This window comes from Luteibacter sp. OK325 (genome assembly GCF_003050935.1).
GTDB lineage: Bacteria > Pseudomonadota > Gammaproteobacteria > Xanthomonadales > Rhodanobacteraceae > Luteibacter.
Genome location: NZ_QAOX01000002.1, coordinates 110,723 through 125,334, shown reverse-complemented (window position 1 = coordinate 125,334; position 14,612 = coordinate 110,723). Strand labels below are relative to the sequence as shown.

The following is a 14,612-nucleotide window of genomic DNA, read 5'->3' as shown; positions in this document are numbered from 1 at the left end:
GATGATCCATCAAGGCCGCGCGGCTCCCGCGCGGCCTTGACGTAAAGTTGCAACATTCGGCCCCTAGCCTCTCGGCATCCCCCTGGAGCCGACGTGTCCGCCGAGACGCCGCAAAGCTGGGCGCGGCTGCTGGCCGACAAAGGGCCCACCCTCGCCAACTATTTTCTTCGCCGTGTCTCGCATCGCTGGGACGCGCAGGACCTCGTGCAGGAGGTTTACCTGCGTCTGCTCCGCTCGGGCGATGCCAGCGCCGGTGCGGTGCGCAACCCCGAGGCGTACCTGTTCACCGTTGCGGCCAACCTGGTCAAGGAGCACGCGCAGATGCAACAGCGCGCGCCCATCAGCAGCGAGGGCCTCGAAGAAGTGATCGAACGCCTGGCGACGCCATGCCACGCCGGTGCCGACGTCGATCGAGCGCTGCGTCGCCAGCGGCTGGCCACCCTGATCGGCCGGTTGTCGCCTAAATGCCGCGCCGTGCTGGTGATGCACTACCGCGACGACCTCTCCTACCGGGAGATCGGTGAGCGGCTTTCGATCTCGTCGAACATGGTCAAGAAGTACATCGTCAAGGGATTGGCCGCGTGTCGGCAAGGGATGGCACGTTATGAATGACCGGCGCCTCACCGAGGAAGCGGCCACCTGGTACCTCGACATGCAGGACGCGCCCGATGCGCGCACGCAGGCGCAGTTCATGCGCTGGCTGCGCCGCTCGCCCGAGCACGTGGCGGAGTACTTGGCGATGGCGCAGATGCATGGGGATTTGCGGGCGGCCACGGCGGCGGAGGAGATGTCGTTGGAGGAGTTGCGGGAGCTTGCCGGGAGTGAGAGTGCGGTGGTTGCGCTGCGGGCTGGTGTTCTTGGCGAGCACCCATCGCCGATGAATCGGCTCCCACAAGGAGGTGCGGATGCTGTTGGTGGGAGCCGATTCATCGGCGATGCCAGACCGCGACAACGTCGAACCAGGGTATTGCGCTGGACAGCCGCAGCAGCAACCGTCCTCCTGGCCTGCGGCAGCCTCACCGCCACCTGGCCATCACCCGCCGAGCCCGGCATCCGCTACGCCGCAGGCATCGATGTTCGCGAGGTCACGCTCGACGACGACACCGTCGTGCAACTCTCGCCGCAAAGCGCCATGGTCGTCCGCTTCGATACCGCTGCCCGTCATATCGAACTGGTCCAGGGCAGTGCCTCGTTCGACATCGGCAAGGATGCCGCCCGGCCGATGAAGGTCACGGTGGGTCGCCAGCAGATCGACGATGTCGGCACCGTCTTCGATGTACAGCGCAGCGACGGCGCCGCGCAGGTGACGGTCGTCAGCGGTCAGGTGTCCGTGTGGAACCTGCCCTCCCCGTGGCTGGCAAGGGCGCGCGCACGACTGACCGGTACACCCGCACCCCGCGATCGCCTCGTGGATCTGCGCGGCGGTGAAACGGCCCGCGTGGACGCGGATGGTCACGTCACCGGACACGGCCAGGCGAACGTGGTGGCCACCACGCAATGGCTTCCCGAAGACATCCGTTTCCATGATGCGACCGTCGCCGAAGTGGCGCGCCGCTTCAACGCGTACTCGACGAAGCCGCTCGTCGTGGATGATCCGGAGCTGGCACGCAAACGTATCAGCGGCGTGTTCCACGCCCGCGATCCCGAGGCCTTCATCGCTTACGTCGACAGCCTGCCGCATGTGCGTGTCGATCGCATGACCGACCGCGTCCGCTTCTCCACGACGCACCATGCGACGCAGCTGTAAGAAAAAATTCATCAAATGAGTGGTACCCGTCGGCCGGCAGCGGGACTCTTAGATGGGGTCGGACAGCGATGACTGTCCTCTGTGACCTCCCATCCAAGGTAAGTGACACCATGCGTAACTCGCTCGCCCTTTGCATCGCCCTTGCCCTTGCCGGCACCACCGTCGTACCCACGGTCGCACTGGCCGCTACCACCCAACCCATCGAAGCCATGCCGTTGGCACAGGCGCTGGACCGTTTCGCACACGAGGCAGGCTGGCAGGTGGTCTATGGCGCTGAGGTGCCCGACGGTCTGCGCAGCCACGCCGCGCCCGGACACGTACCTGCGGCCGAGCAGCTGTCCGCACTGCTGGCCGGCACGGGCATGACCTACCGCCTCGTTACCCCGACCACGGTGACCATCGTGCCGGGAAACGTCGGGGCCGGCCCGGCGCCGGCCGCAGCCATCCCGGCGATCGACACCCGTGACGAAGCGCAGAAACTCGCTCCGATCAGCGTGCACGCCAACGCCGTGGACACCCTCGCACCGAGCGCGGCACCACTGGACGCCACGCAGCCGACCTCGGTGATCGACGAGCGGTTCATTCGCGACGGCCTGCGTTTCAACGCCAACTTCGACGACATCATTAAGTACGCACCCAGCGTGACGGTGACCTCGCCCGAGGGTCCGGGCCTGGGCAAGAACGAAGGCATCAGCATCCGTGGTTTCCAGGACGGCCAGTTCAACATCACCTTCGACGGCATCCCCTTCGGCGACGCCAGCGACCTGCATCACACCACCTCTGCGTATTTCAACAACCACGTACTGGGCCAGGCGGAAATCGACCGCGGCCCGGGCGGCGGCAGCACGCTCGGCAACGCGACCTTCGGCGGTACGGTGGCACTGCGTTCGCGCGATCCGTCGGACGAGCCGGGCATCACGCCGTACCTCACGCTGGGCAGCTGGAACACGCGTGCCGGCGGCGTGACCGCCGACGAAACGGTGGGCAACACGCGTGTCTTCGCGGACGTCTCCAAGGAGTCGAGCGACACCTTCCTCAAAGGCACCGACGACAAGCGCGACCACATTTTCATCAAGACGATCAGCCAGCTCGGCGACGTCACCAGCCTCACCTTCGTGACGAGCTATAACCGCGAACACCAGAACACCGTGCAGGGCGCGACCAAGGAGGAGATCGATCAACACGGCTGGCGTTTCGGTCTTGGCGACGACCCGACCGTGCAGAACTACAAGGGCGCCAACAACGCGGCCTACTACTCCAGCTTCACCTATGTCGGGCTGACCAGCCAGGTGGCCGGGTGGGACGTCGACGATAAGGTCTACCTCAACACCTTCGATCACTGGGCGCGCAAGGCCACGGATGCGTCGGACATCGATCCCGCCGACAACGGCGTCACTTTCTACGACGCGAAGGGCAAGAAGGTCGCGACCTCCAAGACGGACCTCCCTGGCAAGCTCTCGGATTCGGGCTTCCACGCCTTCGGCAACGTACTTCGGCTCGGACGCGACCTGGGTGACGGCACGTTGCTCACCGGCATCTGGCTCGAGCGCAGCCTCGACGCGCGCTACCAGTATCCGGTGGACCTGACGACCGCCGCGAAAACCGGGACCAAATACGGCCCCGTGGACAACTACCTGCTCGACGATCGCACGGACACTGTACAGCCGTACCTGCAGTACGACTGGAAGGTCACCGATGCCATCACCGTGAGCCCGGGCGTGCGCTATTCCGAAGTCACGCGCAGCATCGATGCGCCGTTGAACAAGGTATCGCCGCCGGTACCGCTCAGCGCCGAAGCCACCTATCACGCCGCCCTGCCGTCGATCAGCGTGCACGATCGCCTCAGCGACTCATGGAGCGCCTACGCGCAGGCCGCCGAGGGCTTCCTCGCACCGCCGATCGATGTGATCCAGGTCAACGGCTCGCACAGCCTGCAGCCGGAGAAGACGAGGAACTACCAGCTCGGTACGGCTTACGCGTCGAGCAAGCTCACCTTCGGCGCCGATGTCTATTACATCAACTTCTCCAATTTCATCACCGAGACCGAGGTGGCGACGGACAACGGCAACGAGGACACCTTCATCAACGGCGGCGGCGCGATCTACAAGGGTGCCGAAATGGAGGCCACCTTCGCCCTCACGCGCGCGTTGAGCCTCTACGGCAATGCCAGCTACAACAAGGCGACCTACAAGGGCAGCAGCGTGCAGGTTGCCGGCACGCCAAAGATCACGGCCGCACTGGGTCTGCTATACAGCAACACGAACGGCTACTTCGGTTCGTTGATGGGCAAGTTCCTCGGCCACCAGTATGGTCTGGACAACACGACCGACGACGCCGGCAACATCCAGTTCGCCAACGATCAACGCATCGCCGGCTACCTCAGCGTCGACGCCGCAGCGGGCTACCGGACCGACAAGGGCCCGGCGGGTACCAAGGGCTATTCGATCAGCGTCGACGTCAACAACCTGTTCAACGTGCACAAGCTCACCGGCTACGCCGGCACGCAGTCGGTGAGCGGCGATCCACTCTACTTCGGCCTGCCCGGCCGTGGCATCTTCCTCGACCTCTCGGTGAAGCTATGAGAACCGCGCTCTCTCTTTTGCTCTTGCTTGCTGCCGTCGGCGTATCGGCGGCACCTGCCGAGCCGGTCGAGACCACCAGGCTCGACGTGGTGCTGATGCGCCACGGTGTGCGATCACCGACCAAGCCAGCGCAAACCTATGCCGCCTATGCCAACGGCGACTGGCCGGCATGGCCGGTCGCACCCGGCATCCTCACGCCCCACGGTCATGAGGGCATGACCGCCATCGGCGGGCGCGTCAGGCGCTTGCTGCTGGACGATGGCGTGATGGCCGCGGCTTGCCCGAAACCAGCCTCGTTCGTGGTGATCGGCGATACCACGCCACGCAATCGTGAAAGTTCGGCCGCGTTCCTCGACGGCGTGACCCCGGGATGCCGGGGCTCGTTCCTGGCCATGGAAGGAAGCGCGAACAATGCGCTGTTCCACTTCGTCAAGGACGCCGACAAAGGCAAGTCGGATGACGACGATGACGGTGCCTCAGCCACGCCGGTCCCACCACCCGCGCTCGCCGAACTGCAGACCCTCCTGCTCGGCTGCACGCCGGCCGATTGCACGGAGGTCGCGACACGCGGGAACAAGAAGCTGCTCGTAGACGGCCCCGACGGCCTATCGAAGGCCATGAAGCTCGCCGGCACGCTCAGCGAGAACCTCATGCTCGCCTACGCCGAAGGCATGCCGGTGAATGCGGTCGCCTTCGGTCGCGCGGACGTCACCGTGCTCGGCCGCCTGATCACCCTGCACAATGCGCAGTTCGCGGCCACGAAGAAAGCCATGCCCGCCGCGGCGAATGCCGCATCCAATCTCGTCGCGCACATCGCCGCCAGCCTGGACGCTGCCCACGGGGTGAAGTCGGGCATCGCGCCGCTCTCCGCGTCCGGCCGCGGTGTCGTCGTCCTGGTCGGGCACGACACCAACCTCGCCAACGTGGCCGGGGTCCTCGGCCTGGACTGGCATGATCCGCTGGCACCTGACGACTACCCGCCGGGCGGTGCCCTCGTCTTCAGCCTCGTGCATCGCGGGAACACGGATATCGTCCGCATTCGCAGCCTGATGCCTTCCATGGACGCGCTTCGCAGCAACCGCTTCGACGATGTCGCCGCGAAACCCGTTCGTGTGCAGGGCTGCGGCAAGATCGGCGAGTGCACGATCGGCGAATTCGATGCGCTCGTCCGCAGGGCCGTCGACCCGGCTCGTGTGGACGCTTCCCTTCCGGCCATGGTCCCGACTCAGGGCGAGAACAGGAAGTAGACGAAGCAGACGAAGAGCGTCAGGTGCACCGCGCCCTGTAGCAGGTGCGTCCTGGCGCTCGAGAAGGTGAGCAGGGAAAGCACCAGGGTCAGGACAAACAGGATGAGGTCCGTGTGTTCCAGCCCCAGGATGACCGGGTGATGGGTCATCTGGCCGATCAGCAGGATGGCCGGAATGGTCAGGCCGATGGTCGAGAGCACCGAGCCGAGGAAGATGTTTACCGCGCGCTGCAGGTCGTTACGGCTTGCAGCGCGAATCGCGCCCATGCCCTCGGGCAAGGCGACGAGGATCGCCATGGTCAGTCCACCCAGCGCGGCCGGCGCCTTCAGCGTCTCGACGACGTAGTCGACGGGGACCGCGAGCTGGTCCACGAGGAAGACCACGGGGATCATATAGGCGATGAGAAGCACCGCGGATGCGACGGGCCCGTACATTGACAGCTTCTCCGCGTCGCCGTCGCGGTCCGTGCATGCGTCCGTGGTGAAGTATCCCTTCAGGCGTTTGGTCTGCAGCCCAAGGAAGGTCGCATACAACGTGAGCATTACCACCACGAGGAATATCTGGTGGCCGAACGGCAGGGGCGATCCTTCAGCCACGTTGGTAAACCGCGGCAACACCAGGCCGAGCACGCCCAAGGGGATGATCAGTCCGAGGTAGGTATTCGCGCCTTGCAGGTTGTAAGCCTGTTCACGGTGCTTCCAGCCGCCCCACAGCAACGACAGCCCGACCATGCCGTTGAGCACGATCATGGTCACCGAGAACAAGGTGTCCCGGGCCAGCGTCGGGTTGTTGTCCCCATGCAGCATGACCGCCGAAATGCTCATGATCTCGATGGATGTCACCGCGATCGTGAGCACGAGGGTGCCGATGGGCTCGCCCAGGTGACGGGCGAGACGCTCCGCATGCCTCACCACGGCCAGTGCGGAGCCGAGGATGACCACGAACAGCCAGATGAACATCAGGACGAGCCAGGCCCGCGAGTCGAAGCCAGCGAAGAGGGAGTCGTGCTTTCCCAGGAAAACCGCGCTCGTCGCCACGGTCACGACCAGGAACCATTCCTCTCGCACAAACGCGGTCGGTGTGTTCATGCATGCTCCACGAAGGACGGCAGGCGGACCTTACCCTAACGTGCCCGACGTCGTTCCGGTTGGCAAGCAAACCAGTAGAACTACCTAACGTCGCATGGTGGAGCCTGCGGGTTGAGTCCTCAGGGCGAGGGCACCGGCCCACCGGTATCGCCGATCAACGACACCACGTCGAGCAGGCGCTGCTCGCGTACATCGAGTGCGTTCTGTTGAGTGCTGTACAGCGTGGTCTGCGCCGTGATGGCCGTGGTGTAGTCGACCGTACCCGCCTTGTACTCGTTGAACGCGATCTCCGAACCACGCGTGGCGTCGGTCACGGCGGCATCGAGCACCTCGGCTTGCTGCGCCAGGATGCGGATGCCGGCGAGATCGTCCTCGACGTTCTGCAAGGCGGTGAGCACGGTGCCCCGATAATTCGCCACGGCGGCTTCATACGAGGCCCGCGCGGCGGCGACCTGGCCATGGCGTGCGCCCGCATCGAAGATCGTCTCGCTCACGTCGGCACCGAGCGACCAGACGTGGTTGGCCACATGCAGCAGGCCCGCCAGCGGCGACTGCGAGAATCCGTCCGCGCCGGACAATGAGATGTCCGGATAGTAAGCGGCGACCGCCACACCGATGGCGGCATTCTGCGCAGCCATCTGACGCTCGGCCACGGCGATGTCCGGCCGGCGCTGGAGCAGCGTCGAAGGCAGCCCGACAGGAAGCGAAGGTAGCGTCGGCAGTGCGGTGCTGTGCGCGATGTCGAGTTCCTCGGGCGTCTTGCCGACCAGCACGGCAATCGCATGCGCGAACCTGGCACGCGATACGCCCAGCGCGATCAGGCTCGACTGCGCGTTCTCCAGTTGCGTGCGCGCCGCAATGACATCCGACGGCGGCGTGATGCCTGCGTTGCCCTGGTTCGCCACCACGCGCAGGAATTCCTTGTAGGCATCGACGGTGCGGGTCAGCAGGTCGATGTTGGCATCGGTCACGCGCAGGTCGATCACGGCCGTGGCCAGTGCCACCTGCTCGGTCAGCGTGGCGTTGGCGAGGGTTGCCGCGCCCGCTTCGGCCGTCGCCTTGTTTTCCTCGACGGTACGGCGCGTCTTGCCCCAGAAGTCCGGCGCCCAGCTCACGTTGCCTTCCAGCGAGCCGGCGGTGCGGATGCCCGGATTCACGCTGACGCTGTTGCCCACGCCATTGCTCGCGCTGCGTTGCTTGGTCGCCGAGCCGGTCACGCCGATGGTCGGAAACAAGGCGCTGCGGGCCACCTGAACCTCGGCCACTGCCTCCTGGTAGTTCTCATAGCTCTGGCGCACGGTCTGGTTGGATACCGACACCATGGGTTCGAGCTGATCGAGCAGCGGATCATGGAACACGGCCCACCAGTCGCCCTTCGGCGCGGCATCGCCGGGCTGCGCAGGACTCCATCCCGGCGTTTCCTTGTAGGCGACCGGCATGGCGACATCCGGTTTCTTATAGTCGGGACCGACCATGCAGCCGTGCAGCAACCACGCGATCGAGGCCACGAGGAGGGTTCGGGAAATCTTCATAGCGTTGTGCTCGCGTCGACGTGGTTCCATGGCAGGCGGTCGTTCCACCGTGCCAGCCTGGCGCGGAAACCGTCCAGGTAGAGATAGATCACCGGCGTGGTGTAGAGCGTGACGACCTGGCTGAGGATCAGGCCGCCCATCACGGTGATACCGAGTGGCTGGCGCAGCGAGGCGCCCTGCCCGATGCCGATCGCCAACGGTACGGCGCCAAGTACTGCCGCCGCCGTGGTCATCATGATCGGGCGCAGGCGGATCACCGCGGCGTTGTGGATCGCTTCGCGCGCGTCGAGCCCCTTGTCGCGCTGCAAGTGGATGGCCACATCGATCATCATGATCGCGTTCTTCTTGACGATGCCGATCAGCAGGATGATGCCGATCATCGCGATGACCGAAAACGGCGTGCCGAAGATGAGCAGGGCGAGCGTTGCGCCAATGCCGGCCGACGGCAGCGTGGACAGGATCGTCAGCGGATGCACCGTATTTTCATAGAGGACGCCGAGCACGATGTAAACAGCGACCAGCGCGGCGACGATAAGCAGCGGCATGGTCGACATGGACTGACCGTAGACCTGGGCCGCACCGGCAAAGCTGCCGTGGACGGACGCCGGCAGTCCGATCTGCTGGGACACCCGTCCGATGATGGCCGAAGCCTGGCTGAGCGAGCCTCCCGGCGGCAGGTTGAACGAGACCGTGGCAGCGACGAGTCCATCCTGATGGCTGACCTGGGTCGCCGTGTGGTTGCTCACGTAGCTGGCGATGGCGGGGAACGGCACCAGCGTCTCCGCTGCCGTACTGTCCGCACTGCCGCTCGAACCGCCGCCTTTTGCATTGGAAATGGCGTTGGTGAGCAGGTTGGCCTCGGCATCGGCGTTCTTCGCGTTGGTCGAGGTGTTGGTGCCCGACGCCGCGCTGCTCACCGTGGTGGCCGTGACCCCTTTCACCAGCGAACTCGACATCTGGGTCTGCTGCGTGCCACTCGCGTTACCGGCCGCGGTGCTGAAGCGTATGCGCTCGAGCATCTGCGGGTACTGCCAGTACTGAGGGGCGACTTCCATTACCACGTAGTACTGATTGAGCTCGTTATAGACGGTGGAAACCGTGCGCTGGCCGAAGGCATCGTATAGCCCGGTATCGATCTGGTTGGGTGCGAACCCGTAGCGAGCGGCCGTGGCGCGATCGAAGTTCACGAAGATCTGCAAGCCGTGTTGTTGCAGATCCGAATTGACATCAGACAACCGCTCCTTGCTCAGCGCGTCCACCAGCTTCGGCACCCAGGTGAACAAGGCATCCGGGTCGTCGCTGGTCAGCGTGTACTGGTATTCCGCAGCCGACTGACGGCCACCGATACGCAGGTCCTGTGCGGCCTGCAGCAGCAGACGCGCACCGGACACCGCATTGAGCTTCGGTCTCAACCGGTCCACCACCTGGGCGGCGGAAATCTTTCTTTCTGCCAGGGGTTTGAGTTCGATGAAGACATTCGCGGAATTCAGCGCGCGACCGCCGGTGAAGCCAGCGACCGAAGCTACAGCGGGATCCTTCTGCACGATGTCCTGCAACTGGGCGAGCTTCTTCTCCATGGCCTGGAAGGAGATGCTCTGGTCGGCGATGATCTGGCCCTGGAGGATGCCGTTGTCCTGCTCGGGAAAGAAGGTGGACGGTACAAAGCGAATCAGGAAGACGTTGAGGACAATCAGGCCGATCAGGACCAGCGCGACCAGCAGGCGGTGGTCCAGCGCGGTCGCCAGCGAGCGGTCATAACCCTGCTTGAAGCGTTCGAACTGGCGCTCCGACCAGACCGCCACCCGGCCCTGCTGTTTCGCCGAGCCCTTAGGCCGCAACACGAAGGCCGCCATCGTCGGCGTCACGGTCAGCGAGATGACCAGCGAAAGCAGGATGGCGATCGACAGCGTCACGGCGAACTCGTGGAACAACAGGCCGACGATGCCGGGCATCAACAGGATAGGCAGGAACACCGCGATCAGCGACAGGCTCATCGAAATCACCGTGAAACTGACTTCGGCGCTACCGAGCAGGGCCGCTTCGCGCACGTCCATGCCCTCGTCCACGTGGCGGACGATGTTCTCGAGCACCACGACGGCATCGTCCACCACGAAGCCCGTACCGATGGTTAGCGCCATCAGCGACAGGTTATCCAGGCTGTAGCCGAGCAGGTACATCGGGCCAAACGTGCCCACGATGGAGAGCGGCAAGGCGACCGCTGGCACCAGCACCGCACGGGGCGACTGCAGGAAGATGAAAACGACACCGATGACCAGGAGCACAGCGATGAACAGCGTGCGTTCGGTATCGTCCACGGCGGCGTTGACCGACTGCGAGCGGTCCAGTGCCACACCAACATGGACATCGTGCGGCAGCGTGGCTTCGACATTCGGAAGGACCTTGCGGATCTCGGCGACGGTCTTGACGATATTGCTGCCGGGCAACGGGTAGACAATGACGAGCACGGCATTCTTGCCGTTGTACAGGCCCGCATTGCGCACGTTCTCCGCGGAGTCTTTCACCTCGGCGATGTCACGCAGGAAGACAGGCGCGCCCTGCCGATAAGCCACCACGATGTCGCGATACGGCGCGGCCTTGCTTATCTGGTCGTTGGACAACACCTCGAAACGCTGATCGCCCTGGTCGATATGACCCTTGGCGCTGTTAGCGTTGGCGGAGCTCAACGCCGCACGGACATCCTCCATGCCAATGCCGTAGCTGTTGAGCTGGTCGGGCTGCAGCTCGACGCGAACCGATGGCAAGGCGCTGCCGCCCAGGGTGATCTGCCCCACGCCGTCCACCTGCGAAAGTTGCTGCTGGAGGATCGAGTTAGCGGAATCGTAGAGCTGTGCCCGCGTCAGGGTGAACGAGGTGAGCGCCAGCACCATGACCGGTGTGTCGGCCGGATTGAACTGGCGATACGTCGGGTTGTTGCGCAGCGTGCTTGGCAGGTCGGCGCGTGCGGCCTGGATAGCAGCCTGTACATCGCGCGCGGCACCATTGATGTCGCGCCCTAGGCCGAACTGGATGACTACCCGCGCCGAGCCCACCGAGCTGGTCGAGGTCAGTTCGGAGACATCGGCAATGGCACTGAGCCGCCGCTCCAGTGGCGCGGCCACCGTGGACGCCATGATGTCCGGACTGGCGCCGGCCATGTTCGCCTGGACGACGATGACCGGAAACGTGACGTTGGGCAGCGGCGCTACCGGCAGGTTGAAGTAGCCGAGCGCGCCGGAGAGCAGGATGGCGACGGCCAACAAGGTGGTCGCCACCGGACGCCGGATGAAAAGACCCGGGATACTCATGACTCGTGTCCGATCGCCTTCTGCGTCGGCGCGCGCCGCAACCTGACGGCAAGGCGGTCGAAGAACAGGTAGATCACCGGCGTGGTGAACAGCGTCAGCAACTGGCTGAGCGCCAGGCCGCCGATGATGGCCAGGCCGAGCGGCCGGCGCAGCTCGGAGCCCGTGCCGTTACCGACCAGCATCGGCAGTGCGCCAAGCATCGCCGCCAGGGTCGTCATCAGGATCGGCCGGAAACGCAGCAGCGAGGCCTCGAAGATGGCCTCCGCAGGTGGCTTGCCGTGTTCGCGCTCCGCCTCCAGCGCAAAATCCACGATCATGATCGCGTTCTTCTTCACGATACCGATCAGCAGGACGATGCCAATGATGCCGATGACGTCCAGGTCATGTCCCGCCACCATCAGGGCCAGCAAGGCGCCGATGCCGGCCGAAGGCAGCGTCGAAAGAATGGTCAGAGGATGCACGAAGCTTTCGTACAGCACCCCGAGCACGATGTAGACGGCGACCAGCGCGGCGATCAGCAGGTAGACCTCGCTGGAGAGCGAATCCTGGAAGGCCTGCGCCGCGCCCTGGAATGACGAGGTGACAGATGCCGGCAGGTGCACCGCCTGCTCGGCCGCGGTGATCTCCTTCACCGCCGAACTCAACGAAGCGCCGGGAGCGAGGTTGAAGGAGACCGTCACGGCAGGGAACTGCGCCAGGTGACTGACCACCAGCGGCGCCTTCACGATCTGGATCGCGGCGATGCCCTTTAGGGGCACCTGTCCGCTGCTACCGGTTTGGCTGGGCAGGTAGATGTCGCCCAGCGATTGCACAGTGGGCAGGCTCTCGGGCTTCGCCACCAGGATCACCCGGTACTGGCTGGATTGCTCGAAAATGGTCGACACGATGCGCTGTCCGAGCGCGTCGTAGAGTGCGTTGTCGATCGTCGCCGGGGTGATGCCATAGCGTGCGGCGAGCTGGCGATTCACCTCGACGTTCACTGCAAGCCCGTCGTTGTTGAGATCGCTGGTGACATCGGTGATCGAAGTGATCTTGTGCATACGCTCCACCAGCGCAGGCACGTACTTACCCAACTCCTGCACCGAGGAACCCCGCAACACGAACTGGTACTGGTTGGGCGAGACCGTGGTATCGAGCGTGAGGTCCTGCTCCGGCTGCACGAACAGGCGAATACCCGGCACGTCGGCCGTTTCATCCTGCAGGTGACGCGAGATCTCGGCGGCGCTGAGCGAACGGTCGTCCTTCGCCTTGAGGCCGATCAGGAAGCGCCCGTTATTGAGTGTCTTGTTGGTGCCGTCGATGCCAACGTACGAGGTCAGCCCCGTCACGTTGGGATCCTTCAGGATCACCTCGGCCAGCGCGGCCTGCCGCTTCACCATGGCGCTATAGGACACCGAGTTGTCGGCGACGCTGATGCCCTCCACCGCGCCGACGTCCTGGGTCGGGAACAGGCCCTTGGGAATGACCACGTAGAGCACGACAGTGAGTGCGACAGTCACCAGGAAGACGACCAGCGTGAGCGTCTGGCGGGCCATGACGAACCGCAAGCCGCGCTCATATGCGGCCAGTGTCTTGTCGAACAGGCCTTCGCTGATCCGTTCGAAGCGGCTCGGATGCCGGTCTACCTGCGCACGGAGGATCCGCGCGCACAACATGGGCACCAGGGTCAGCGAGACGATGCCGGAAATGACGATGGTCACCGCCAGGGTCACTGCGAACTCGTTGAACAGCCTGCCGATCACCCCACCCATGAAAAGCAGGGGAATCAGCACGGCAATCAGGGAAACGGTCAGCGACACGATGGTGAAGCCGATCTGCCCCGCGCCTTCCAGCGCCGCCTCCAGTGGCGCCATGCCCTCCTCGAGGTAACGCACGATGTTCTCGATCATCACGATGGAGTCATCCACCACGAAGCCGGTGGCGATGATCAGGGCCATCAGTGAAAGGTTGTCGATGGAGTAGCCCAGCTCGTACATCGCGGCCAGCGTGCCGATCAGCGATACCGGCACGGAAATGCTCGGGATGATCGTGGCCGGGATGTTGCGCAGGAAGACGAAGATCACCAGGACCACCAGCACGATAGCCAGCCCTAGTTCGAAGGCGGCATCGGCGACCGACGAACGGATCACGCCGGTGCTGTCGGAGACAACCTCTACCTTCATACCCGCCGGAAGCGTCGACTCCAGCTGAGGCAGCTTCGCCTTGATCTGGTCGACCGTAGCGATGACATTCGCCCCCGGCTGTCGCTGCACATTCAGCACGATGGCCTGGGTCTTGCCGAACCAGGCGCCCTGCTCCGTATTCTGCGCGGACTGCGTCACCCGGGCGATATCGCGCAGGTAAACCGGCGCGCCGTTCTGGTACGAGACCACGGTGGCCAGGTAATCCTTCGGATCGCGGATCTGGTCGTTGCCGTTGATGGTGTAGTCGAGCTCGGGGCCATCGAAGTTGCCCTTCGGCTGGCTCACATTGACGTTGGCCAGGAGCGAGCGAAGGTCGTCGATGTTCAGGCCGTAAGCCGCGAGCTTCTTCGGGTCCGCCTCGACGCGAATGGCCGGAACGTTACCCCCCGCAGGCACTACCAGGCCCACGCCCGGCACTTCGGCGATCTTCGAGCCCAGCCGGTTGTTCGCGACATCTTCCAGCTGCGGCAACGACATCGATGCCGAGGTCACGGCCAGGGTGAGGATCGGCAGGTCGGCCGGGTTCACCTTGGCGTAGGTCGGCGGTGCCGGCAGGCCAGCGGGCAGCAGGCTGTTCGCGGCGTTGATCGCCTCCTGCACGTTCTGCTCGGCCACATCGAGGCTGAGCGAAAGGTCGAACTGCAGTGTGATGACCGAAGCGCCTGCCGAGCTGTTCGAGGTCATCTGCTGCAGGCCCGGGATTTCACCCAGCTGCACTTCGAGCGGAGCGGTCACCGTGCTCGCCATCACGGTAGGACTGGCACCGGGATAGAAGGTCTGTACCTGGATGACCGGATAGTCGACCGCGGGTAACGACGACACGGGAAGGAACTTCACCGCGACCAGGCCAACAAGCACAAGCGCGAGCATCAGGAGCGCGGTGGCTACCGGCCTGAGTACGAACAAACGGGAAATGTTCATCGGATCG

The 14,612-nt window shown here is 64.5% G+C and carries 8 protein-coding genes; 4 read left to right on the top strand and 4 right to left on the bottom strand.

The annotated features are described in order from the left end of the window. Positions 1 to 93: 93 nt before the first annotated feature. The 4 genes from C8J98_RS04415 (at position 94) to C8J98_RS04400 (ending at position 5,576) form a co-directional block, all read left to right on the top strand. Positions 94 to 612 (top strand): RNA polymerase sigma factor, encoded by a 519-nt coding sequence (locus tag C8J98_RS04415; protein WP_107911327.1) that lies wholly within the window; start codon positions 94 to 96, stop codon positions 610 to 612. Further along, a complete protein-coding gene (locus tag C8J98_RS04410) occupies positions 605 to 1,747 on the top strand; it encodes a FecR domain-containing protein (RefSeq protein WP_107911325.1) in 1,143 nt (380 codons plus the stop codon). Before C8J98_RS04415 ends, C8J98_RS04410 begins: the two co-directional genes overlap by 8 nt. Positions 1,748 to 1,857: 110 nt before the next feature. Continuing rightward, positions 1,858 to 4,329 (top strand): TonB-dependent receptor, encoded by a 2,472-nt coding sequence (locus tag C8J98_RS04405; protein WP_107911323.1) that lies wholly within the window; start codon positions 1,858 to 1,860, stop codon positions 4,327 to 4,329. Continuing rightward, a complete protein-coding gene (locus C8J98_RS04400; RefSeq protein ID WP_146171523.1) occupies positions 4,326 to 5,576 on the top strand; it encodes a histidine-type phosphatase in 1,251 nt (416 codons plus the stop codon). The genes C8J98_RS04405 and C8J98_RS04400 overlap by 4 nt, the downstream gene beginning before the upstream one ends. On the opposite strand, the gene C8J98_RS04395 is transcribed toward C8J98_RS04400, so the two are convergent. From C8J98_RS04395 to C8J98_RS04380, 4 genes are all read right to left on the bottom strand, one after another. Then, the gene (locus C8J98_RS04395) at positions 5,555 to 6,664 is read right to left on the bottom strand and encodes a calcium:proton antiporter (protein WP_107911320.1); all 1,110 of its coding nucleotides are present in this window, start codon (positions 6,662 to 6,664) and stop codon (positions 5,555 to 5,557) included. The two genes, C8J98_RS04400 and C8J98_RS04395, sit on opposite strands and share 22 nt — an antisense overlap. A 119-nt stretch (positions 6,665 to 6,783) precedes the next feature. Next, complete coding sequence (locus tag C8J98_RS04390; protein ID WP_107911318.1) at positions 6,784 to 8,196, bottom strand: efflux transporter outer membrane subunit; 1,413 nt, start codon at positions 8,194 to 8,196, stop codon at positions 6,784 to 6,786. Next, entirely contained in the window at positions 8,193 to 11,501 is a 3,309-nt protein-coding gene (locus C8J98_RS04385) for an efflux RND transporter permease subunit (RefSeq protein ID WP_107911316.1), read from the bottom strand. The genes C8J98_RS04390 and C8J98_RS04385 overlap by 4 nt, the downstream gene beginning before the upstream one ends. After that, a complete protein-coding gene (locus C8J98_RS04380) occupies positions 11,498 to 14,605 on the bottom strand; it encodes an efflux RND transporter permease subunit (RefSeq protein WP_107911314.1) in 3,108 nt (1,035 codons plus the stop codon). The genes C8J98_RS04385 and C8J98_RS04380 overlap by 4 nt, the downstream gene beginning before the upstream one ends. Between the last annotated feature and the right edge of the window lie 7 nt (positions 14,606 to 14,612).

Bases quoted from the DNA above. Each gene is read 5' to 3' on its own strand.
- C8J98_RS04410 (WP_107911325.1), top strand. From the start codon at position 605: ATGAATGACCGGCGCCTCACCGAGGAAGCGGCCACCTGGTACCTCGAC.
- C8J98_RS04405 (WP_107911323.1), top strand. From the start codon at position 1,858: ATGCGTAACTCGCTCGCCCTTTGCATCGCCCTTGCCCTTGCCGGCACC.
- C8J98_RS04400 (WP_146171523.1), top strand. From the start codon at position 4,326: ATGAGAACCGCGCTCTCTCTTTTGCTCTTGCTTGCTGCCGTCGGCGTA.
- C8J98_RS04395 (WP_107911320.1), bottom strand. From the start codon at position 6,664: ATGAACACACCGACCGCGTTTGTGCGAGAGGAATGGTTCCTGGTCGTG.
- C8J98_RS04390 (WP_107911318.1), bottom strand. From the start codon at position 8,196: ATGAAGATTTCCCGAACCCTCCTCGTGGCCTCGATCGCGTGGTTGCTG.
- C8J98_RS04385 (WP_107911316.1), bottom strand. From the start codon at position 11,501: ATGAGTATCCCGGGTCTTTTCATCCGGCGTCCGGTGGCGACCACCTTG.
- C8J98_RS04380 (WP_107911314.1), bottom strand. From the start codon at position 14,605: ATGAACATTTCCCGTTTGTTCGTACTCAGGCCGGTAGCCACCGCGCTC.